Origin of the sequence: Alicyclobacillus sp. SO9, assembly GCF_016406125.1 — a bacterium.
Taxonomy (GTDB): Bacteria; Bacillota; Bacilli; order Alicyclobacillales; family Alicyclobacillaceae; genus SO9.
The window spans coordinates 4,232,944-4,254,918 of record NZ_CP066339.1; the positions used below are offsets into that span (position 1 = coordinate 4,232,944).

The 21,975-nt window shown below is 48.8% G+C and carries 19 protein-coding genes; 5 read left to right on the forward strand and 14 right to left on the reverse strand.

Annotation, left to right across the window (positions count from 1 at the left end; translation table 11 throughout):
- Positions 1–1,651: 1,651 nt before the first annotated feature.
- From GI364_RS19840 to GI364_RS19860, 5 genes are all read right to left on the reverse strand, one after another.
- Positions 1,652–2,887 (reverse strand): IS110 family RNA-guided transposase, encoded by a 1,236-nt coding sequence (locus GI364_RS19840; protein ID WP_233095887.1) that lies wholly within the window; start codon positions 2,885–2,887, stop codon positions 1,652–1,654.
- A 439-nt stretch (positions 2,888–3,326) separates the two neighbouring features.
- A complete protein-coding gene (locus tag GI364_RS19845; protein ID WP_198850922.1) occupies positions 3,327–3,692 on the reverse strand; it encodes a DUF423 domain-containing protein in 366 nt (121 codons plus the stop codon).
- Between the two features lie 373 nt (positions 3,693–4,065).
- Complete coding sequence (gene ppc, locus GI364_RS19850; RefSeq protein ID WP_198850923.1) at positions 4,066–6,876, reverse strand: phosphoenolpyruvate carboxylase; 2,811 nt, start codon at positions 6,874–6,876, stop codon at positions 4,066–4,068.
- Positions 6,877–7,073: 197 nt separating this feature from the next.
- On the reverse strand, positions 7,074–8,558 hold the full coding sequence (locus GI364_RS19855) for a serine hydrolase (protein WP_198850924.1): 1,485 nt from the start codon (positions 8,556–8,558) through the stop codon (positions 7,074–7,076).
- A gap of 340 nt (positions 8,559–8,898) precedes the next feature.
- Positions 8,899–10,158, reverse strand: a complete 1,260-nt coding sequence (locus tag GI364_RS19860) for an NRAMP family divalent metal transporter (protein WP_198850925.1) — start codon at positions 10,156–10,158, stop codon at positions 8,899–8,901.
- Positions 10,159–10,609: 451 nt separating this feature from the next.
- Here GI364_RS19860 and GI364_RS19865 point away from each other — a divergent pair, with 451 nt between their 5' ends.
- The gene (locus tag GI364_RS19865; RefSeq protein WP_198850926.1) at positions 10,610–11,269 is read left to right on the forward strand and encodes a TerC family protein; all 660 of its coding nucleotides are present in this window, start codon (positions 10,610–10,612) and stop codon (positions 11,267–11,269) included.
- A gap of 24 nt (positions 11,270–11,293) precedes the next feature.
- On the opposite strand, the gene GI364_RS19870 is transcribed toward GI364_RS19865, so the two are convergent.
- Entirely contained in the window at positions 11,294–12,040 is a 747-nt protein-coding gene (locus GI364_RS19870) for a Cof-type HAD-IIB family hydrolase (RefSeq protein WP_198850927.1), read from the reverse strand.
- An 85-nt stretch (positions 12,041–12,125) separates the two neighbouring features.
- On the opposite strand from GI364_RS19870, the gene GI364_RS19875 reads away from it, so the two are divergent.
- The gene (locus GI364_RS19875; RefSeq protein WP_198850928.1) at positions 12,126–12,887 is read left to right on the forward strand and encodes a TSUP family transporter; all 762 of its coding nucleotides are present in this window, start codon (positions 12,126–12,128) and stop codon (positions 12,885–12,887) included.
- A 15-nt stretch (positions 12,888–12,902) separates the two neighbouring features.
- On the opposite strand, the gene GI364_RS19880 is transcribed toward GI364_RS19875, so the two are convergent.
- Positions 12,903–13,610: an MOSC domain-containing protein gene (locus GI364_RS19880; protein WP_198850929.1), complete on the reverse strand. Its 708-nt coding sequence runs from the start codon at positions 13,608–13,610 to the stop codon at positions 12,903–12,905.
- A gap of 148 nt (positions 13,611–13,758) precedes the next feature.
- On the opposite strand from GI364_RS19880, the gene GI364_RS19885 reads away from it, so the two are divergent.
- Entirely contained in the window at positions 13,759–14,226 is a 468-nt protein-coding gene (locus GI364_RS19885) for a hypothetical protein (protein ID WP_198850930.1), read from the forward strand.
- A gap of 107 nt (positions 14,227–14,333) precedes the next feature.
- Here the strand turns inward: GI364_RS19885 and GI364_RS19890 are convergent, their stop codons facing one another.
- Positions 14,334–14,540, reverse strand: coding sequence for a DUF1657 domain-containing protein (locus GI364_RS19890; protein WP_198850931.1), 207 nt, complete (start codon positions 14,538–14,540; stop codon positions 14,334–14,336).
- 111 nt (positions 14,541–14,651) lie between these two features.
- A complete protein-coding gene (locus GI364_RS19895; protein WP_198850932.1) occupies positions 14,652–15,104 on the reverse strand; it encodes a GNAT family N-acetyltransferase in 453 nt (150 codons plus the stop codon).
- A 374-nt stretch (positions 15,105–15,478) separates the two neighbouring features.
- On the opposite strand from GI364_RS19895, the gene GI364_RS19900 reads away from it, so the two are divergent.
- Positions 15,479–15,775 (forward strand): hypothetical protein, encoded by a 297-nt coding sequence (locus GI364_RS19900; RefSeq protein WP_198850933.1) that lies wholly within the window; start codon positions 15,479–15,481, stop codon positions 15,773–15,775.
- 59 nt (positions 15,776–15,834) lie between these two features.
- Here the strand turns inward: GI364_RS19900 and GI364_RS19905 are convergent, their stop codons facing one another.
- The 3 genes from GI364_RS19905 to GI364_RS19915 form a co-directional block, all read right to left on the reverse strand.
- The gene (locus tag GI364_RS19905) at positions 15,835–16,371 is read right to left on the reverse strand and encodes a TlpA family protein disulfide reductase (protein WP_198850934.1); all 537 of its coding nucleotides are present in this window, start codon (positions 16,369–16,371) and stop codon (positions 15,835–15,837) included.
- Between the two features lie 163 nt (positions 16,372–16,534).
- Positions 16,535–17,290, reverse strand: coding sequence for a biosynthetic peptidoglycan transglycosylase (locus tag GI364_RS19910; RefSeq protein WP_233095888.1), 756 nt, complete (start codon positions 17,288–17,290; stop codon positions 16,535–16,537).
- 1 nt (position 17,291) lies between these two features.
- Entirely contained in the window at positions 17,292–18,428 is a 1,137-nt protein-coding gene (locus tag GI364_RS19915; protein ID WP_198850935.1) for a D-alanine--D-alanine ligase, read from the reverse strand.
- 114 nt (positions 18,429–18,542) lie between these two features.
- Between GI364_RS19915 and murF the strand changes: the two genes are divergently transcribed.
- Complete coding sequence (gene murF, locus GI364_RS19920) at positions 18,543–19,919, forward strand: UDP-N-acetylmuramoyl-tripeptide--D-alanyl-D-alanine ligase (protein ID WP_198850936.1); 1,377 nt, start codon at positions 18,543–18,545, stop codon at positions 19,917–19,919.
- A gap of 175 nt (positions 19,920–20,094) precedes the next feature.
- On the opposite strand, the gene pstA is transcribed toward murF, so the two are convergent.
- Both pstA and pstC read right to left on the reverse strand, forming a co-directional pair.
- The gene (gene pstA / locus GI364_RS19925; protein ID WP_198850937.1) at positions 20,095–20,946 is read right to left on the reverse strand and encodes a phosphate ABC transporter permease PstA; all 852 of its coding nucleotides are present in this window, start codon (positions 20,944–20,946) and stop codon (positions 20,095–20,097) included.
- Positions 20,943–21,947: a phosphate ABC transporter permease subunit PstC gene (pstC, locus tag GI364_RS19930; RefSeq protein ID WP_198850938.1), complete on the reverse strand. Its 1,005-nt coding sequence runs from the start codon at positions 21,945–21,947 to the stop codon at positions 20,943–20,945. Before pstC ends, pstA begins: the two co-directional genes overlap by 4 nt.
- Positions 21,948–21,975 lie beyond the last annotated feature (28 nt).

The following is a 21,975-nucleotide window of genomic DNA, read 5'->3' on the forward strand; positions in this document are numbered from 1 at the left end:
TTTCAAGTAATAGAAAAGTAATCGCTTTCGAAATCAACTATATCGTTTTACGAAAACGTTTTACTAACAAACCATATGCTACTAGATTTAGTTAAAGTCCGCAAGAGGAAAAATACTCACTTAACACCACATTTGCACCACTCTGCCGACAACCTCAACTGCGTCCCAGGCTCACAGCCTAGCAGCGTCCCGCCCGCCGCAGCGGTGGCCGGAAGACCCAACGAGATCGATCAGGACCGGCCGAAAAAGGTAAGCGGAAAACTGCCCCTTATACACTTAAAATGAATGAAATTCCTAATATTGGTATAAATCTAGCATCCCCATGATGAAAACACTCATGCAGTGTCCAGTCTGAGCCAATTTGTTCGTGATGCGGTTAGTTAGGGATCCCGTTGATCCCTACGCCCCACCAATTAATGTCCATTTATGACACTAATGCCTCGGCCAAGGTGGCATTAGGGATCCTTGCGATCTCTATCGCGCCGGCACTGCGGAAATAGGGATCTTTCGAGGCACTAACCAGCCTCACCGCCCTACCGCCAGCCACCGCAGGCAGCGAGGCCCCGGCGAGCAACGGGATCAAAACGGGAACACGAGCGGAAAACTGCCATTAATCAACTGATATTGAAGTTATACCCTTGTAATAGGATGAATTTGGAAGGCGTTGCGATGGGCAGAGTGGGTGCAGGCGTCTGCGCCGTTGGTTAGTGATCCCGTTGATCCTTAGCTCGATATCCGCCACATGATAGTGATCGATTCGATCACTATCACCAGCAGGCCCTCCGAAATAGTGATCCCTTTGCTCCTTATCACCCGCGCTCCACTCTGCCTCTCCCCAGAATAGTGCCCTTTTATGACACTAATGCTACGAGCAAGGTGGCATTAAGGATCATTGGGATCACAATGGCATCGTCCCTCCGACAATAGGGATCTTTCGAGGCACTAACCAGCCTCACCGGCTGGCCCGCCAGCCACCGCAGGCAGCGAGGCCCCGGCGAGCAACGGGATCAAAACGGGAACACGAGCGGAAAACTTCCATTAATCAACTGAAATTGAAGTTACACCCTAATCATGGAATGAATTTGGCAGTTGCTGCGACGGACACGGGGGTGGGGGGTGTCTGCGCCGTTGCTTAGTGATCCCGTTGATCCTTATCTCGATATCCGCCACATGATAGTGATCGATTCGATCACTGATATGAACGAAGGTGTCAACTACAACTTAGACTCCATGACACTACACCGTTCGAGTACCTAAGTACCGCGTGGCTTGAATTGGAGTGGCTGCCGTGATAGGCTCATTTGCCGCGGCCATTAAGTACTTTATATAGGCTGCCTTGGCTGCAGTCATCACGGCTGCAGAGGCTCCAAGTCAAGCCACTTGAGCTGAAAGACTCGACTCGAAGGCAAAAACTTCTCGACGATGAGCATTCTGATATGCGTGGGTTGGTTACCACATAGTATCTCTCCGTCCAAGGAGCTTCCGACTAACTATTGGCGTGCGTTCGGTGGAGAAAGACTCTCCACGTAGCAACAAGTGATCTGCGTGGGTTCTCCTCTACGGTTTTACACTTTTGCCTTCGAGTCCAATCTTCAAGCCTTTATATCACTTCAAACGGTTATCCCACAGGGCTATGACAACGGCAACTTACTCAGTTACTAGCTACTGAATTCATTTCTTCTTTAGAGATGGCCCACACGAACCCAGCTAACTCTCGGGCAAGTGCAACGATGGCTTTGGTACTAGGCTTACCTCGAGAGAGCAATCGAAGGTATTTACGATGTAAGCGGTCCTGGGCTTTCCAAGAGATACTTTGCACAGAAGGGGACTGCCCTTCCTGTCGCTTTCGAATGTCCCCCCTCAATGCAGGTCTATAGCGATAGCTCCAAGCCGCTTCGACGAGTACTCTTCTTAGGTGGGTATTTCCTGTCTTTGTAACTTTCCCTTGACGTCGCACAGGGCCGCTCGATGATTCACTCGGTATTAATCCTGTATATCCCATGAATTGACGGGCAGTCGTAAAGCGACGGAAGTCTCCAACCTCTACAACTAAGGTCACTGCCGTAAGCTCTTTTACACCACGGAGTGTTTGTAGTGCTTGAATGACTGGCTTGTGTGGGCTTTTCATAGCCAGTTCGTGAATTTCTTTTTCCAAGCGTTCAATTCGTTGTGCAATTACAATAATTGCATGTAGATATTCTTGATGTGTCTGTTGTAGAGCTCGGTTCGAAAACTTTAACTGCTGTAGCCAAGCCATATATTTGCTCTTCCACTTTGTCATCTTGGCAGGGGATGTTAAGTCATGACGAAGAAGAAACTTACTCATGCGCTGTCTTGCTCTTAGTAAGTCCTCTTTTGCATCTTCTCTACAGCGCACTAGATCTCGCAGTGCCTCATCGTCTTCGTTCGGGACGTATACCGCTGTGAGCTCCCCTGCTCGGTGTAGATGTGCCAGCTTGATTGCATCTCGACGGTCTGTCTTCACTCGATCTCCAGGTCGTGACGGAATGAGAGACGGGGCGATAACAGAACACTTTACACCCATTTGGGTAAGCATTCTCTGGAGTCCATATCCTAAGGGACCCGCTTCATAACAGACATCCAAATCCTCAGGTTGACCCAACTTCCGAATGAGTTTTCGAATTGCTTCCGGTGTGTTAGGAATAACCCCCCATGACCTTGGTGCATCTCTGCCGGCGTCGGCAACAGCAATAGCAATCGTATCTTTGGACGTGTCTAAACCAACATATTTTGTGTTATCCTGCATAGTATCGGCTCCTTCACAATGTAGCTCTGATTGGTTTTCTGGTTCTCTTACAAATCCAGTATTGCCAATTAACCTACGAAATTGTGACATGGAGCCGACTTCGTTCATGATAACTATCACCAGCAGGCCCTCCGAAATAGTGATCCCTTTGCTCCCTAACCCCAACCTTCCATTGTGCCTCCCCCACGTTAGTGTCCATTTATGACACTAATGCCTCGGCCAAGGTGACATTAGGGATCCTTGCGATCACTATCGCACCGGCACTGCGGAAATAGGGATCTTTCGAGGCACTAACCAGCCTCACCGCTCTACCGCCTAGCAGCCTCAGTGTCAGACCCTAGAGCCAGAACCAAGGTTGTCCTGAATGACGGCCAGACATAGTAACATCCCCTAAACCATCGCGGCATATGGTGATTAGCAACGATTCAGGAGATGTAGGACATTGATATACTTTTGGCAAGCTGTGCTGCACAAACGCTGTCAGACAGAAGCCTTAAAAGTCTGAATCCAGGTGTCACCGCCAGGGGTTTGGCGTAGCGGCCCAGAAGGTAGGTCGCCGTTACAGGACACTACCTCCGCCGATCAGCAGTGCAATCCACCCTCCAAGAAAGCACAGACCGCCAATGGGTGTAATCGCACCGAGTTTTCTGATTCCGGTTCCTGCCAGCGTATAAAGGCTGCCAGAGAATAGAACTATACCTGCGGTAAACAGCATTCCGGCCCAACTGAGAGCCGCCGAATGTCCCATCCTCATAAGAATTCCAACCACTACAAGAGCAAATGCGTGATACATCTGGTATTGGACACCGGTCTGGTACACTGCCAAGCGGTCTTCCGGTATTTTGTCTCGGAGTGCGTGTGCCCCGAATGCACCTAGGGCCACAGCAAGAAAACCCGCTACACTCCCCAGCACGAAATATGTCAAGAAAAACGCCTCCCGTCGCCATGCCAAATACGACACAGTAGTCTACGGTGTAAGTCTAACACATGCTCAAACAAAGCCGTATATAGGCTGACGTGTAAGACGTCAACTTAATTTCCATGTATCCGTCTTGGTTCGAGATAACGGATCTGGCATCAACCAATTTGACTGCCATTCGTAACAGCACACAACAACACAAAACGTGCTCCTCGTCTGATGGAGACGAGGAGCACGCTGATTGTGCTGCAGGGAGACGGATGCGTATCAACGTACGAATGTGCCAACATGGCACCAAATCAACGTACTGACTAACTGACTAACTGACTAACTGACTAACTGACTAACTGACTAACTGGCTAACTGACTAACTAACGTATCAACCAGTGTTGCGGAGCCCGGACGCAATTCCGTTGATGGTCAGCAACACTTCCTGCAGTTCATTATTCTGTGTGCTGTCTTGTGTCTGCGGGTTAGTGCCCGGATCCTCTGCTGAGTCTTTTTGGGCGTTCGGTTGTCCCTGTGCGGAACCATTCTTTCGCATCTCCTCCAGCAGAAGAACCTGCATGAATGAAAGCGGATCGACGTAGGGATTACGAAGACGAATCGATTCCCGAATCACATCTGAATTGGCCAACAGTTGTGACTGGCCTGTCATTTGCAATACCCATTGCTTCGTACGTTCGTATTCTTCCTCGACTGACGAGAACACTCTCTCGGCCATTCCTTCATCTTGCACCAGCCGTTTGTACAGCGGGGCAATCATCATATCTGCTTTCGCCAAAGCCATTTGCAAATTGTCGATTAATGACTTAAAGAAAGGCCAGTGGCGGTACATCCGACCGAACATCTCTTTGTCGGCGCCGTCCTCCTGTGCCGCTTTGTCGAGGGCCATGCCAAAGCCGTACCAAGCTGGCAGAAGGTGCCGATTCTGCGTCCAAGAGAATACCCAGGGAATAGCCCGAAGTTCTTCGATTTGAGGAGAGTTTTTGCGTTTTGACGGACGCGATCCGATATTTAATTTCCCAATCTCTTCAATTGGCGTCGCTTGATGAAAATACGGGAGAAAGTCAGGGTTGTCATAGACAAAGTTGTGGTATGCCTGAAACGACGACTCAGAAGCGGTTTCCAAGACCTTAGACCATTGCCGTTCTGTCTCGCGCATCCTGTCAGTCTGAGTGTTCGTGGCCCCAATAAAGAGTGCTGAAACTGCCGATTCAAGCGATCTCATTGCAATCTCCGGATACCCATAGCGCTGCGATATAACCTCGCCCTGTTCTGTTATCTTTACCGGACCCCGCAGGGCTTCGGGAGGTTGTGCCAGAATACTTCTCCAGAGCGGTCCACCACCGCGGCCGAAGGCCCCGCCGCGACCGTGAAAGAACTTCAGATGAATACCGTAACCCTTTGCCACCTCAACAATGGCCTTTTGCGATTTGTACAGTTCCCAGTTGGCAGTCAAATAGCCCCCGTCCTTATTGCTGTCTGAATAGCCAAGCATAATTTCCTGAAGGTTACCTCTTGCCTCAAGATGCTTTCGGTAGACAGAGTTGGAGAACAGCTCATCGACAACCCCAGGAGCAGCTCGCAAGTCCTCGATGGTCTCAAACAATGGCACGACATTTAAGCGGCTCTCCACTTCTGTCTCGTTTTTCCATTCAAAGAGACCAGCCTGTTTGCAAAGCAGCAGTACTTCGAGAAGATCACTGGTTCCTCGCGTCATTGAGATGAGATAATTCTGAATCGCTTGTGGTCCAAATAAGTTCTGTCCCGTGCGGACGGTATGGAACACGTCCAAGGTTTCCTTGCTCTCGGGTGTGACTTCCGTAAATGGACTGATAACCGGTCGTGCATCTTCCAAGAGCCTAGTCAGAGTTTGAATCTTCTCAGCCTCAGATTGACTCTTATACGAAGGCAGTTGGACCCGGTGCATCCATTCATCAATTGCATTTTCGTGGACTTCACTGTGCTGTCGAATATCCAGGGTTGCCATGTGAAATCCAAACAATTCAATCTGGCGCAACAGCGGACGGACTTTTGCCTCTGCCACATAGGACCCGCCGTGATTGAGAAGAGATTGTTCAATCATTCGAATATCTTCTGCAAAGCCACCTGGACCATTGTAGACTCTAGCGCTGTCTGCCACATTTCTGCCGTGGTAGCGATTATACGTTGCTTCCAATGCATTTAAAACCTGCTGTACCTTTTCACGATATGGTTCATCCGGAACTTCAGAAAGCTGCAACGAGTCAAGCAACTCGTCACTGGCACCGGTGAGACGGTGGGACTGACTGAGGTCCTGATATAGTTGTGAAACGCGTTCCTTATACTTATTCATTGCTAAATCGAAGTGTAAAACCAGTGTATCAAAGGTAAGGTTTGAAGTGACAGACGGATTGCCGTCCCTGTCTCCTCCCATCCATGAACCAAACCGGATAAGTGAAGGAACATGCCAGTCCTGTTCAGGGTAGTGGTTAGCCAACTGCTGTTCCAGTTCGATATGAACCGCGGGCAGGACGTCAAATAGAATTTCATCAAGGAAATACAAGCCGTTTCGGACTTCATCCAAAACAGTGATTTTTTGCTTACGAACCGGACTTGTTTGCCATAAGCCAACTATCTCAGCGCGCAAATCCTGTTCTAGTTTTCGACGTTCGCGTATTGTCAAAAGCGGATCGTCAAAATGTTGTAGAATTTTCGCGATTTGGTGATGTTTGTTTAATACTGTTCTTCTCATGGCTTCGGTCGGATGAGCAGTCAATATCAACTCCAAGCCCACGTTTTCCAGAAGTTGATTCAGGTCTTCCGCAACAAAACCTTGCTGTTTGAGCCGTGTCAATGCATTTCCAATGGTACCCCTCGGCGGAAGTCCTCCTTCACTCCGTTCAAATTCAATTTCATATTCACGGCGACGTCGAATTCGATGGTTCTGCTCTGCAATATTCACCAACTCAAAGTACAATGAGAACGCCCTGATAACCTGCCTTCGTTGCTCAGCAGGAACGCTCTCAATCAGCTTTTCGAAATCACCGATACTAGCATTTGTTTCTTCATTGCGAAGGATTTTCGCTGCTGCTCGAATCTCTTCTACCTTGTCAAAGACCTCCTGCCCGCATTGAGCAATCAGCACTTGACCGAGCAGATTGCCTAGCAATCGAATATCTCGGTGTAACATTGAACTATTCGTCATACATTCTCCTCCACTCAGACATATTGTGTGTACCAAAAAGGACCTAGCAAATCATTGTAAACTCTTCTCGTCTATTCTCTGAAAAAGGATTATTCTGATATTTTAACAGTTTACCGCTCTAAACTCCAGAAAGGGTGCTTGAAATAAGAGCACCCTTGTAGTGGAATTTGCAATTGTATTTCGACGGACACCTGTGATTAACCCATTGCCTCCCAAATCATTTGGGATACTTTGTCTACTGTCTGAATCCCATATTGTTCACTCGGGTTCTCTTCGCTCATGACGGCGATTACGTAGTCTCTGCCGTCACCGTCAATAAAGCCAATGCTGTTTACATGCCAGTGACTTTTTGCTGTTGGCACCCAACCGTTCTTTAAAGCTACCACAACCTTGCCCTTGGCGCCGGTAGAGACTCCCCAGTCCTCCCAACCCACGACATGGCGCATCAGTGACAGTCCGTATTGTCGACTCGTGTAATCCAGTACATGATTGGGAAATGCAAAAAGCTTCATCAGGTCGACCTCATCAAGGGCCGTAGTTGTTGTCAGACCCCAGTAACCGTTTTGTCCGGGCGTTGTGTGATTCATGCCTACTGAGTGGACAAACTGTCCAATTCCACGCGCAGCCCCGGCAGTATTCCACAGCTTTGAAGCTGCTTGATTACTGCTGACTTCAATCATTGGCGTCATTAAAGACTGTTCTTCTTTGGAAAGGGGTTTGTGATTTTTCTGGGACTGATAGAGTAGGTCTGCCATAATCGTTGCTTTTACAATACTGGCAGTATCATAGCGTTGCGAGGGATGATAGGTGAGGGTCTTTCCGGTCTTGGCATTGAAAATTGCCACTGAAACCTGACTCTGGCGCGTTCTCAAGTAGTTTGTAAACGGCTTACCAAAGGGATTTGCACCAGCCTCCTCCTGATAGCGCATGACGTCAGCTACATGTACATTGTGAATTGCATTCTTAAGTTGTTTCAACACCTCGGCATGCTCCTTGAGCTGTACCTGCGGTGACTGCGCAAAGTATTTTTTAATATCCGTCACCGTAACTCGCGCACTCTTCACCTTCTTAGTATTGGGAGCGCTTTTTAACATGCTTGTAAGTGTTTTTACTTCTTTGAAGACATCCGATGGATGCCCGTCACTGTATCCGCCGCTGACATGCTTCAGCTTTGCTACTGTCGCCGTCCAGGATTGCTTCTTTTGCTTCCACGCCTGTGTCAGTTGCCTGTACGCGTTGGGTGTGGTTGCTTGCTTTAGAGCCTGCAATCTGGCTTGATGCTCTGTTGCGGAAAACGAGCCCATTGTCTTTTCCAATGCTTTCAACGCAGTTTCAGCCTGCTGCTTTGTGCTCTTCATCGTCTTTGTCCACAGAGTCGACGTCTGTCCGCGCAGATTCTGCAGCGATCCCGTCGTACCATCATAAGTGGCGAACCACGTTGCCGGAATGAATCCAAGCCGGCGGCTAGTGAGTTTTTTTAAGTTTTGCTGGAGGGGAAGCAGTTCTTGTCCAGGTACCCCTGCCTCCTCATCACGTTTCCAAGTTTTCCGTAGTTTTCTGGTGGACGTTACAACACGCTGTTGTGAATGACGAACAACTATAGATAGAATCCCACTTACACCCAATAACGGTAATACAATAGCCAAGCTTAACACCAGCCTGCGCACACCTTTTCTCTGCACGCCCCCATCCCCCTTACCGGACCGCGTTTCTCATCAGTGCTGTGCTCCCAAGTCTCAATAACTGTTGTTCTGCAACTCTTATCTATATCTCTTCTCTGAATACGTATTCTAATTATTAGACGAAATGAACCACAGATTTGTTTCATAGTATTCCATTAGTGGGGCTTTATGGGCTTGTCTAGTATAGTGGAATGATGAAATTTATTTCTAAATAACGGCTTGGGGAGGGGATTTAGAATGTGTCACGATCTCGAATTTAATCGGCGCCGCGCACCGCTTCGCTGGAGCGCGGACACTTGCTAGGCTGTCTCTTGCTACGTTGCCTCTTGCTAGGTTGTCTCTATAAGGTAGTCAGCGCCATGTATAAGCCGAACAGCATAACCAGTCCAGACACAGTCCATACCGTATACTTATACGCACCCTTCATGCGCCACTCTGTTGGCAGTACTTTCGCCTCCAATGCCAGCAGAAATCCGAGCACAATTGGCAGCAGCATAGCATTCATGACTTCCACATCAATATTCAATTGAATCAGGTTTACACTGAAGATGACAAGCAGAGCTCCTCCAACATGAGCAAGCGTATAAATAGAATAGAACACTTTCGCATCCTTAAAACGGTGGTTAAGACTGTGGTTGAACCCAAAGGCCTCGCCGATGCCCCAAGCTCCAGCCACTGAGACCACCAAAGCTGCAATAAAACTTGCACCAACCATTCCAAGACCAAACACGACTTTGGCACCAGCCACTCCCATGAATGGGACAAGTGCTTGTGCGATTTGCTGTACATCATTGAGGGATTGACCTGGATGTGACATTCCCAGTGTTGCTGCAGTCGCGATGACTACCGCAATCATGATGATTTGTGTGACGACCGAACCAATTAATGTATCTGACTTCGCTGTGCGCAGGTGCTGCGGACCCAGTTTCTTATCAATCACAGCTCCCTGTTGGTAAAACACCATCCAAGGCATAATAACCGCACCAACATTGGCAGCCAACAGAAACATGTAATTGGCATTATGAATGGGGATGGAGCGAACTCCCGAGATTAAATCTGGCAGATGAGGATGTGCCATAAAGGCCGCTGGAATGAAAAGAAGTTCCAGTAAACCGACTGCTATTCCCACACGTTCCACCCGCTTGTAACTCCCTGAAAGACCAAGCGCAATGAGAAACAGTGTTGCTGCAGAGACTGTAATCCAACCAGGAACACCAAACAGTTCACTCACTCCGGCAAGACCTGCAAATTCGGTTACCAAGGCTCCAACAGATGCCACAAAGAGTGTCAGAACGGAAAGAATGGCCCATTTCAGACCAAACCCCTCACGAATCAGTTCACCATGTCCTTTACCTGTGACAATTCCCAGACGCAGGGTCACTTCCTGCACAAGGTAGAGAATAGGAATGAGAATCAACTGAGGCAATATCATTTTGTATCCCCACTGCGCTCCAGATTGAGCAGCAGTAATGACGCTCCCAGCGTCCGTATCAGCCAACATCACCATAAGACCTGGACCGAATGCCGCCAGCATAAGTATGAATCGTTTCCAGCCCTGCCGCCTTACCTGTTGCATGTCCGGTACGGCTGAGTTCGCCATAAGATGCAGTCCCTTCTTCCCCTGGTTCAGACAAGTGTCCGCTATGGAAACCTGTTTTATCTAAAAAAGTATCTTTTTATCTAAGAGAGTACCTTCAATGAGCGTACCTTCAATGTCTTGTTCATCTGTACGCATACTCTTACGAATACTCTAATGTACCAATACTCTAATCTTGACTTACAAGGTCAACTTTTTCAACCTGTCTTCGTGACAGTTTTGTGAACCAAATCCACACAGTTAGTATACACGAACAACAGTGAGGGGCAACAGTAGAGTAATACTGCACAAAATGGCATAAGTCCGTGGATTTTGGGAAAGTCTGTGGTAAGGATAGCGTGGCTCAACTAAAGGTACAATACTCATTTGGACTATTCCACATGGTTTGAACGATTCTAAATGGAACATGGCACCGATGATGGGTGGAAATGATTCTATCAGGAGTGGGTAATTCGTGATTTCTGCATTTTGGAAAGTGGCAGTTACTAATCTGCTCTTGAGCAGTGACAACGCCTTGATGATTGCGGTATTAACCAATGCTGCCAAAAAGAAACATCGCCTGCGCGCATTGATGTGGAGTTATCTGCTTTCTGACATAGCGCAGTTAATTCTCCTGTTTGCCATCTCCTACCTATTTAGAATAAAAATCTTGCAGTCTCTGTTTGGCTTATTTATTTGCTTTATGGCGCTTCAACTTCTCAATAATCAAGAGGGAGACAAAGTCGAACATGCAACAAAGCACCAGACTTTATTACCTGTTATTGGGAAGATAACGACCGGTAACCTGATGATGAGCTTCGAAAACGCTGCAGCCCTGGTGGGGGTGTCACACGGCCATGTGTGGACAGCCTGGGCCGGGGTAGTCGTGACCTCAGCCTTCGTGTTTTTTGGAAGTCATCTTCTCTCGTCATTCCTCGACAGGTTCGACTTTATTCTCTATTTGGGGTCCGTGGTTCTTTTTTGGATTGGTGCAAAACTGGTCTTTACTGAACCTGTTTTGTCAGCGTACGCAAAAACGGGGATTTGGCTGACAACAACCCTATACTTCCTTGTCGTCGCTTACATCTACGCGCGACGCAAGGGGATATTTGGAAGGACACATCAAAAAGGATAGAAGCCGTTTTAATTCCGTTTGCTGCTACCACTCGGACCCTAAAATGCGCTCAATCACATAACTTACCGCGTCTTCTTCGCAAGTCAATGTGATATGTGCAGCGGCATCCTTTACTGGTTGTTGAGCATTGCCCACGGCTATGCTCATACCTGCCCAATGAAACATCGGAACATCGTTCAGACTGTCACCCATGACCACTGAGTCACCAGCAGTAATACCCAGGTGTTTCACAACGTTCTCGAGTCCCGCTCCCTTGTTGACGTACTGAGCGTTCACTTCTATGTTATACGGGTCTGAATTGGACAGGGAGAATTTATCCTGCGCTTCCAACTCACCCCACAGCTTTCGGAGTGCCTCAAAGTTATCCGTATGGTATCCAAACTTTACCCATGACTTAGATTCCAGCGGTCGCGGAAATGCATCTTCATTGACCGGCATTTCCGTTGTTGAACCCCAACACGAAACGCCATACTTCTGCGCCAATGAGTACAGGAACTTTACGTCACTTGATGAAATTGTACGCCTGCTCAACAGAGTTCCGTCCGGCGTCCATACTTCTCCTCCGTTTAGCGTTACAAAGGGAACCTGAATATGCAGTTCATCTACAATCTCACTGACCATTCCTTTTCGATGACGACCTGTAGCGAAAGTTACGTACAACCCCTCGTGCTGTGCTCTCAAAATGGATTCCCGATTTCGGTATGACAGTCTCTTTCCTCGTACAATGGTGGTTCCGTCAATGTCTAATGCAAGCAGTTTCCATCTTCTCATGTTATCCTCCATATTTCAGGATTGCTCAAATACATGGCGTGCGCTATGCTCGGATTGGCATGAATGCTAAATCAAGGAGGCCAATATGCACCATATTGCCCTGGGCACGATTATATTTCTTGTCATTTCCGGTTTCTTGGCATCATTTGTCGACTCGACTGTAGGAGGTGGAGGATTAATCTCTTTGCCTGCCCTTCTCCTAACCGGTCTTCCACCAGCAGTGGCAATTGGTACAAACAAGCTTGGCGGTACAGCCTCAGCACTGACCAGCACTCTGTCGTTTCTGAAATCGAAAAAGGTTCACCTTCATCTTGTCAAATACCTGATTCCTTTATCCCTGGTTGGCTCTGTCGGAGGAGCGGAGCTAGTGCACTATTTGCCGACCGGATTTCTAAGACCCATGGTAATAGTCATGTTGATAGGTGTGACCGCCTATACAGTGTTCAAGCCCAATGTGGGACTTGCCTCCACTTACTCCGGAATGACCAGAAAAGTCGGAGTCATTGTTGTGAGTGTTGCACTAATTATAGGATTTTACGACGGTTTTTTTGGTCCAGGAACCGGGGCGTTTCTCGTGTTCGCCTTTATCTTCACCGGGTTTGACTTCGTCGAAGCGTCCGGTAATGCGAAAGTACTGAATTTCGCCAGCAATATTGGTGCTCTCGTGACATTCGCCGGTCTCCGTACCATCAACTATGAATACGGCATTGTGATGGCTGTATCCATGATGGCGGGCGCGGTAGTCGGTTCACAGTTGGCAATTCGTAAAGGTGCCCGCTATGTACGGCCAATTTTTATTGCCGTTACACTGCTTCTCATCAGCCGCCAGCTTTGGGGCTTGCTGTAAGGAATGACCTACATATTACGGTGCCTCCACCGACCCAAGACGTTGTTCAATTCCTTTTCGACAAGCATCCGCCAGTTCCGGCAACAGTGCGATGTCCATCATGACAGCTTTGTCCACAATCCGGTTATGAATCACGTCGTTTACCAGTCGAATGGTCACCATTTCATGTGTGCGGTCTATCAAGCGCATCGAATCTCCCGCTTGAACAAATCCTTGTTGCAAAACGCGCAGATACCAACCTGTTCGACCCGTCTTTACAACTCGATCCAACAAGTCCGGAATACCCCAGCGCTCAGATATTTTCCAGCATGGAACGCGTGGCTGGCACACTTGTACAGTCGCTGTACCGACTGCTAGCACATCCCCGATGCACATCGTTTCTTCAGACCATTCCGTGACCGTGAAGTTCTCCCCAAATGCTCCATTTTCAAAATTGGAGTTTCCTTGCCTAGCCAACTCTGTTGCCAATTCATTTTTCCAATTCGGGTAGTGGGAGCCCGCGTAAACGAGGACTGCCTTATCCTTCCCTCCATGATGAAGAGTATCGGCTTGACCATCACCCTCAATTTGAAGCTCCGAGACGAATCTCCGGTCAGTGACAGATTCTTTCACGAATCCTGTGCGCCAGGTCGAGTTCATGTCTTGATGCCGTCTGTGCAGGGTCAAGGGGTAGTCCAATGGCAACCCTACTTGAAGTGACGCCAGTGTCCCTTCGCTCTTCATACTAAGTCACCTCGTTTACAAGTCTGTTTCATGGTAGCAGAAGAAGAGACAAATGTAGAGACACACACCCAGACAAAAATCCATATACATAGGGCGACAGCCCTGATTAGCGGTCAGTCAAACAAACGGGCAAAGGGGGGATGAGACCGTGGCGATTGCCTACACACTATTCGAACATGTTTTCCAAAACATGTCACATTGTATTTACGCAGAACAGGTTTTTTGCTCTCTGACAACAGAAATGAAGTATCTTCCTGCATTTAAAGACAATCCGCATTTACAAGCACTGCACAAAGAGAACTATGAAACTAGCTATCATCAAAACACGGCCGCAGGAAATTTGCAAAGGTTAATGGTAGGTGCCAAGACGCGGGAGCAAGAAAAGGTTCTCGTAGTTGTTGCCGCGAGATGTATGCTGGAAGCAAAAAAGCACCAAGCCAAAGCAGACGAGGCACTCAAGACCATCAGTGTACCGCAGGAACACGTTGCTTGGCTTGACGCTTCCCGGCATTGGCAACACATGCGACATCGTTGGCTCAAACTTGCAATGAAGGACCTCAGGTCAGCAGTTCCACCAAAATGGTGGTCTGAAGCAGAAGCCATGAATCTGTCTTAAGCAGCTTGTGTAGCTTTTCGTGAGCTATATAGATACAATTATGCATTTCGTGAGACGACAGGACAAAAGCTGCAGGGGGAAGGGCCTTCCCCCTGCACAACCATCGTTTAGACATTTTTATATTGGGGCTCTTCCTGCTCCATTTGAGTGACTCGTTGTTCAAGCTGCTGTACGATAGTTTGCGTCTGTGTCGCTGCATCCTGATACATCTGCTTTGCTTGCTGATTTTGTGTCTGGAGGGCAAATGTTTCAAAGTTTGCTTGGGCACCTTTCAGGCTCGCTAAGGTTTGCTTTACCTGTGATCCGACAGTCATAAGAGCTCTCCTCCTCCTTCACCGACATCCGGTCATCAATTCATCAAAAACAGTCTGGTGACTCATCGTTTAACCAAGCTCATTATTCGTTACCTCCTGAAGAAGTATTCACTACGACGAAGCAATTATTTTCCTCATAAGTATCGTTCTATAAAAAGACCAACCCACATCTTCAAATCCTAGCTTGTTGTAAAATTGAATGGCCCGCTGATTTGTCGTCTGGACAGAAAGCTCCAAGGCTGTTCGGTTCTCCCGCTGCGCAATGTCCTCAAGATGCGTCATCACGGTTTGACCGCAGCCCTGTCCTTGGGAAGATTCGGCTATAACAAGGGTGTTTAAGTACAAACAGTCGTCAGGACGTAAAATGGAGTAGAAGCCAATTTTTTGATTCGATTCATCCTCGATAATAGATAGCTGAGCACCGGGAACATCTAGGATTTCTGCCGGATCGACAGGTCGTCCCCACGCCTCAAGTAAAACCTTGTCCATTTCTGCCTTGGCAATTTCGATAACAAAGAGGTCGTCTTCATCATTCTTCTCCCTGTACTTCAAAGTGTGCGTCATGTTAGGGACTCCTTTCATTCTCCAGACTGCAACTCGTTCCGGCCGCGATAGATGCACTCGCCGAATGGGTATCACCGCGGTTCCTCAAACGTTCCTCGCAAGCCGGCTTCTGACGTCAGACTATGCGCTGCATGTGCTGATAAACAAGGGCAGGAGCCCGGTTTTGGAGACATTCTACGAAGACCCGGGCACAGGCCCAAGCAAAATCAGACACCATTGCATTGAACATGAGGAGGAGTCGATATGAACATCACTGTCAACGCCAGCCTCGCGACTCCTCGCGACCTGAGACGCAGCGGCGCAAACGTGCGTTCCAAAAAGATGCGCGGACAGAGAATGGAATGTGCTTGAGTGAATAAGGGAGGCACAAAGCGATGGAACAGGAACATCAAACGGGGTTGAGCAGCACCAATACACCCGCTTACGAAACTGAGGACGATGTCTTTCAGGCTGATAGATACGAACTTGCAGATGCTCGTTTTGGTCTGGATTTGGTAGCAGATGGGGCGTGGAAAGTGATGCTCGGGCTGGAGGTATTGCGGGATCACCAGAAGCTGTTTAGTCAGGCCGGAGCCGAACTGGCGCGGACAGAAAATTGGGTCCGTCAAATGAACCAGGAACTGGATGCCCTATACGATGCGCTGCCAGACTGGTTAGAGCGAGACAACTGACTTTGGGCAGCGGAGACCTGTTGGAGTAGAGTAACCTCTTGGATACCGGTTGAGCCGGACTAATTGCTATATGACGGAGAAGTTCCTGTTTCGTGAGCCCATTGAAGCAACTCAGACTCTCGCAGAGGCCCCTCTGTATGGTATAAGACTTTACCGTTCTGATTGATGAAAACGGCTTCTGGTTGCCCGCTGACTTCGTAGATTTGGGAGAGTTTGTCCGGCTGGTTGTACAGGACTGTAATTTCGCTTGCAACGCCGTACTTTTTTATAAACCTGCGAATCATGACCTTGCTGTCACCCCGGTCTATCATCACAACCTTCACCTTGCCCCGCGATGCTTGCGCAAAGCGATTTAATGCAGGCATTTCCTGCTGGCAGGGACCACACCAAGTAGCGAAGAAGTCCAAAAGAACAGGCTCCTTCTGACCTATGGGAAAAGAAAAGTTCTTTCCCGAAACAGTCATTGACGAAAAGGCCGGTGCAACCTGCCCAATCTTTGCCCTTGGCCGCGTTATTGCAGCATGTACCTCAAAAGTCACTGCCAGGAGAAGCAGTGCAGCCCCTGACAGAAGAATGACGAGTGCTCGTTTAGTCATAACAATTCCTCCAGAAAGCGAAAAACTGCCCGCAAGATGGATAAGGAACAGTGAGATGGATCACGCAAGTTGTACGTTGTAGACGCTTTTGGCCGGCGTGAAGCGGGGTCCGCGTTAGCTGCCTGACCCCGCCGCTTGCGTTGGTAAACATCCGGCAATGGTACTAGCCCTTCTGCGTAACAAGTTGGATAGGTTCCTGAAATACTTGTTTTGCTTTCTGCTTTGACAAGCGCCCGGCATCTTCCATATTTTCAAGGACAATTTTTTGTCTTGCTCGGGCTAACCGGTAATGGTGAAAAGGGTCATAGTAGAAAGGAGAATTCGGGAGCCCAGCCAGCATAGAAAGCTCCCCTTTGCTTAACTGATTCACACTTTTGCCGAAATAAGTCTTCGCCGCGTTCTTGAGTCCGTACGCACCGTTACCATAGTAAATCACATTGACATAATCCTGAAATGTCTGCTTTTTCGACATGGTGTCGTAGATGCCAATGGCGTCAAGCATCTGCAAGACTTTTCGCCGAATAGTTTTCTTATGATTTAAAATCGTATTATCGACAAGCTGCTGCGTTATGGTGGAGCCCCCTTCCACATAGCCGTCTTTCTGAATATCAACAAAAAGAGACCGTGCAATACCGATGGGGTCAATGCCTGGGTCGGTTTGAAACCTCCGGTCTTCCGTAGAAATCACAGCATCACGAAAGAACTTCGGAATTTCTTTATAGGTGAGCGGCTGAATATGGTACTTGGCTATCCGGGCTTGAACCGCATGTTCAATGATAGGCTTCATGGGTTGCACGTGGACAAAATACACATAGCATCCCGCGAAGAGAGCTGCGGTTAAGACGACAAAGGCCGCGAGCAAGCGAATCAACTGTTTCGTGACGAAACGAAAAGCGTGCATGAGCCTCGTTTTTTTCATCTTACTCACCCAATGAGAAATCTGTCTTAATCTTCTCTTTCTCTTGATATCTCTCTATAGCAAAATCAATCAAGCGCTCAATCAATTTTGGATAGGGTACGCCGGTTGCTTGCCACAGTTTAGGGTACATACTGATTTCTGTAAAACCGGGCATCGTATTAATCTCGTTGACATAGATAGCTCCGGTCGTCCTCTCCACAAAGAAATCCACTCGACCGAGACCCGAACCGTCAACGGCCTGGAAAGCACGGACGGCAAGAGTTCGAATCTCCTCGGTCTGCTCTGGTGTGAGCGGAGCAGGGATGGTCAGAACCGAATCTCCGTCAACATACTTTGCTCGATAGTCATAAAATTCGTTCGAAGGTGTGACCTCTCCTGGAACAGAAGCCTCTGGGTTGTCATTGCCGAGAACGGCAACTTCAATCTCACGTGCGTCCAGCCCTTGTTCGACAACAACTTTGCGGTCATAAGCAACGGCCAAGTTAAGAGCCCTTTTCAGAGTGTTCCTGTCTTTTGCTTTGGAAATTCCCACGCTCGAACCCAGGTTTGCCGGCTTTACGAAACACGGATAACCAATGGCTTTTTCGACATCATCCATGACTTCGTCGGGGTTGTTCTCCCATGCCTTTCGGCTGTACGATGTATATTGAACCTGCGGCAAATCGAAAGCTGAAAATGAACGTTTCATAAACACCTTATCCATGCCCACCGCTGAAGCAAGTACACCGGCTCCTACGTAAGGAAGATTCATCATTTCAAGCATTCCTTGAATGGTACCGTCTTCTCCGTAGGACCCGTGCAAAACAGGAAATACTACGTCAATCGCATTAATGACGTGGTTAGGTACAAGGCCGGATTCACTCTTCAGGACTTCCGGGGTTGTCTGTCCAGACAACTCAGTCGAAGCTTCCTTTGACTCGCCGAGTGACGCATCGTATGAGCTCTGTGCCTCTGCGTCTCGAAGTTGCAAATACGATTCTCCAGTCAACCAACGGCCGTTTTTATCGATTGCAATAGGTACCAGTTCATATTTTGTCTTGTCCAATGCTTGCATCACAGATTTGGCGGAGTTGACCGAAACCTCGTGTTCGCCGGAGCGACCGCCAAAGATGACACCTACGCGTACTCGTTTTGTCACATTGTCATCTCCTTCGCAGTTCACCTAGATTATAACGAGGACACATACAAATACAAGGTATGCGCTTCGTTAAATTGTGTTTACTTTAACCTGATATGGGACAGGAGTGTTTACATGTTGACCCTTACTGCCGAAACAGCGGCACGCATCATCGGCGGCCAACTGCTGTCGGGACCGGCAAATGCTCAAATTAAAGGACTCACCATAGACAGTCGCGAAATTCAGCCAGGTTTTATGTTCGTTGCGTTTGAAGGCCAACACGTTGACGGACACGACTACATCTCACAGGCTGTTCAAAACGGGGCGACAGCCGTGCTAGTGGGCAAAGATAACGCTCCTGAAACACCGGCCAACATAGCCACGATTAAGAGCGACGATGCCCTTGCTGCAATACAAAAACTGGCCGTTTACGAACGAGATCACTGCACCGGTCCAGTGGTTGCCGTTACAGGGAGCAACGGGAAGACCACAACAAAGGAGATGCTGAAATCCGTCTTCGCAACACTTGGTCCATGTCTTGCCACAAAACAAAACCAAAACAACGAACTCGGCTTGCCGCTCACACTCTTGCGACACGATGCTTCTCACACCTCAATTGTCGTGGAGATGGGAATGAGAGCAAGAGGTGAAATAGAAGAACTGAGCACGATTGCGAAACCGACCACGGGAATTATCACCAACATTGGCCACAGCCACCTCGAACTCCTGGGCAGCCAAGAGCAGATTGCCCTGGCCAAAACAGAACTGTTAGAATCACTCCCCGAAGACGGTTATGCGGTTCTGCTCAGTGACGACCCTTGGCTGAGGAAACTCGCTCATAAGACTTCAGCTCAGATTGTATGGTTCGGGATGAGTGAAGATTGCGATGCGTGGGCCGAGAACGTGTCCATTGCAGGTAATTCTACTATGTTTACAGCTCATGTGCTTGGAAGTTCGGCTAAAGTGACGCTTCCGACACTGGGTCAGCACAATGTCCTGAATGCACTCTCGGCGCTCTTGGCGGGTGCTGTGAACGGATTACAGCTGCAAAAGATGGCCGAAGCGCTGCAACAGGTTTCGTCAGTCTCAGGGAGGCTTCACCAGGTACCAGGTAAAGACGACCGCATCATTATTGACGACTGCTACAACGCCAGTCCAAGTTCGATGAGTGCAAGTCTGCACGTGCTTCAACAGGTGGCCGGACAGAAGAACATGCCTGCAGCGGCAATTTTGGGCGATATGTATGAGTTGGGCACATTTGCCGAGGAAGGGCACAGACAGACCGGAGCCTTAGCTGCCCAAATGGGGATACAGCACGTGATTACAGTCGGACAAATGTCCCGTTGGATTGCCGAGGGGGTCCGCAAAATGGGTAAGACGGCCGTACACGAATTCTCTGACACCAAAGCACTTCTCGAAGAACTCGACCGGATACTCCCGCCGCACTCCGCAGTGCTTGTTAAAGCATCACGCGGTATGCACTTGGAGGAAATTGTTCGCGCACTCACTTGATGCAGGGCGGCAGTTGTCACGAATGGCCGTCAAGTTGGCAGTGGAAGCCTGAGCAAGGGAGTCAGCGGCCGGCTGTGCCACGAGTGCGAAGGAATTAGGATACTAGCGCACGAATAGTCTGCAAGCTCATGTAACCAAAAACCAGCCCGTTCATAGCACAGCCGGCCGCCAAGACTCAGTCCCTGGACAACTCCCTGCGATTAATCCACAGGCGCAATACGATTTGAATAATAAGTATAATCACAACCAGTATGAAAGCTGCACTGTACGCCAAAGCATGTGACTGTGAGTAGGGCATGTCGATATATGTCCAAATCACGTATGTCAGATAACCGACCTGACTGTGCAACAAATGGAAATTCGGATTTAGAGACGACCACCCTGCAGTATAAATGAGCGGGGCAGTCTCTCCCATCCCGATGGCAACAGCCAGCAAGAGACCTGTCAGAATACCGCTTGCCGCAGGCCGCCACGTTACTTTCGACACTGCCTGAAAGCGTGTCATCCCAAGCGCCCATGCGGCTTCACGTTGGGGCAGAGGAACCTGTGTGAGACTCGATTCTGTGGTACGGAGGATATACGGTAACATTATAATCGTTAAAGCAATGCCTGCTGCAAGGGGGGAGAATCCCCAACCCCAGCGCATAACCATTAACAGGTAGCCAAAGTACCCGATGACAATCGACGGGACGCCTGACAAAACCTCAGTCAGAAAGCGTATGACTCCGGCCACTCGGTGATGGGCAAATTCAGAGACGTAGACGCCTCCCAACACACCTAGGGGCGCTGCAATCACTGTGGAAATTACAACGAGTTCCAAGGTCCCCAGAATTGCATTTTGAAGCCCTCCGCCATAGCCGTGCGTGACAGTAGTCAGCATGTCCCAGCGGAAAGACATAACGCCCTTTACGATAATGGTTCCAATCATATCAATGAGTCCAAAGAGTACGAGCCCCGTCGCAATCCAAGCCAGTGTCCAGCCCATGTAGGAACGGAACTTACGGCTCGTTCGTCGAGAAGTTCTCATGCCTTCACCCCCGCGCGCCGCTTTTGTCCGGTCCGAGTGACCAGCCACCGGGCCAGTAGATTGGTAAGCAGCGTCAACACCATCAGCACCAGGGCGAGCTCAGACAGTGCGTGAACCGCCATATGCGTTGCATCTGTCAAAGCGCTGTCAAGTTGGTCAGCTATGGTTGCAGCCATAGTGGAAATCGGACTGTAAATGTTCTTCGGGAGAAAATTCATTGCGCTCCCGCTTACCATCAGTACCGCCATGGTTTCCCCCATCGCTCTACCCCAACCAAGTGCAATTGCACCGACTAGGCCATCCTTCACGTACGGAATTGAAATGAGACGCACCACTTCCCAGGTAGTCATCCCAATCCCTAATCCGCCTTCTCGGTAAAGAATAGGGACTTGCTGTAATAAATCCCGAGTTGTAGCCGTAATAATGGGAGTAATCATCAAAGCCAACACAATGCCGCTGGTCAGTAAGCCCATGCCGGTTCCTACGGGACCCTTGAGATAGGGAATGACCGTGCCCAGATGTGCGAGGAAGGGGCCAAAGCGATGGGACATCCACGGCGCAAGAACGACGATACCCCACAGCCCGAAAATGACACTTGGAATACCGGCCAGCAGTTCAACAAGGATGGAAAGAGCTAAGCGAAGACGACCGCGAACTTGATAAGCCAAAATGACTGCCGTAAAAATCGAGATTGGGACGGCAATGGCAATGGCAATAACGGAGGTGGCCAATGTGCCAACAATAAAAACAAGTCCACCGTAGGAAGCACCCGATGGTGCCATCACTCCGTGAACTTTTTCCATTGCACCGTACATGTTCCCGAAATTCCATTGAATCTGCGTGAGAAAATGCCAACCCATAAAACGAATACTCGGAATCGACTCCAAGACAACAATCGCAGCAATTGTGACAAGAAACACAAGTGGGCTACCGGCACAAATGCCAGTAGCCACTGTGAAGATCTTGTCGGCAACTTTCGTTTTTGAACTTACTTGCCGCATGACCTTAAATCAGCTCCTAGGGTTAATA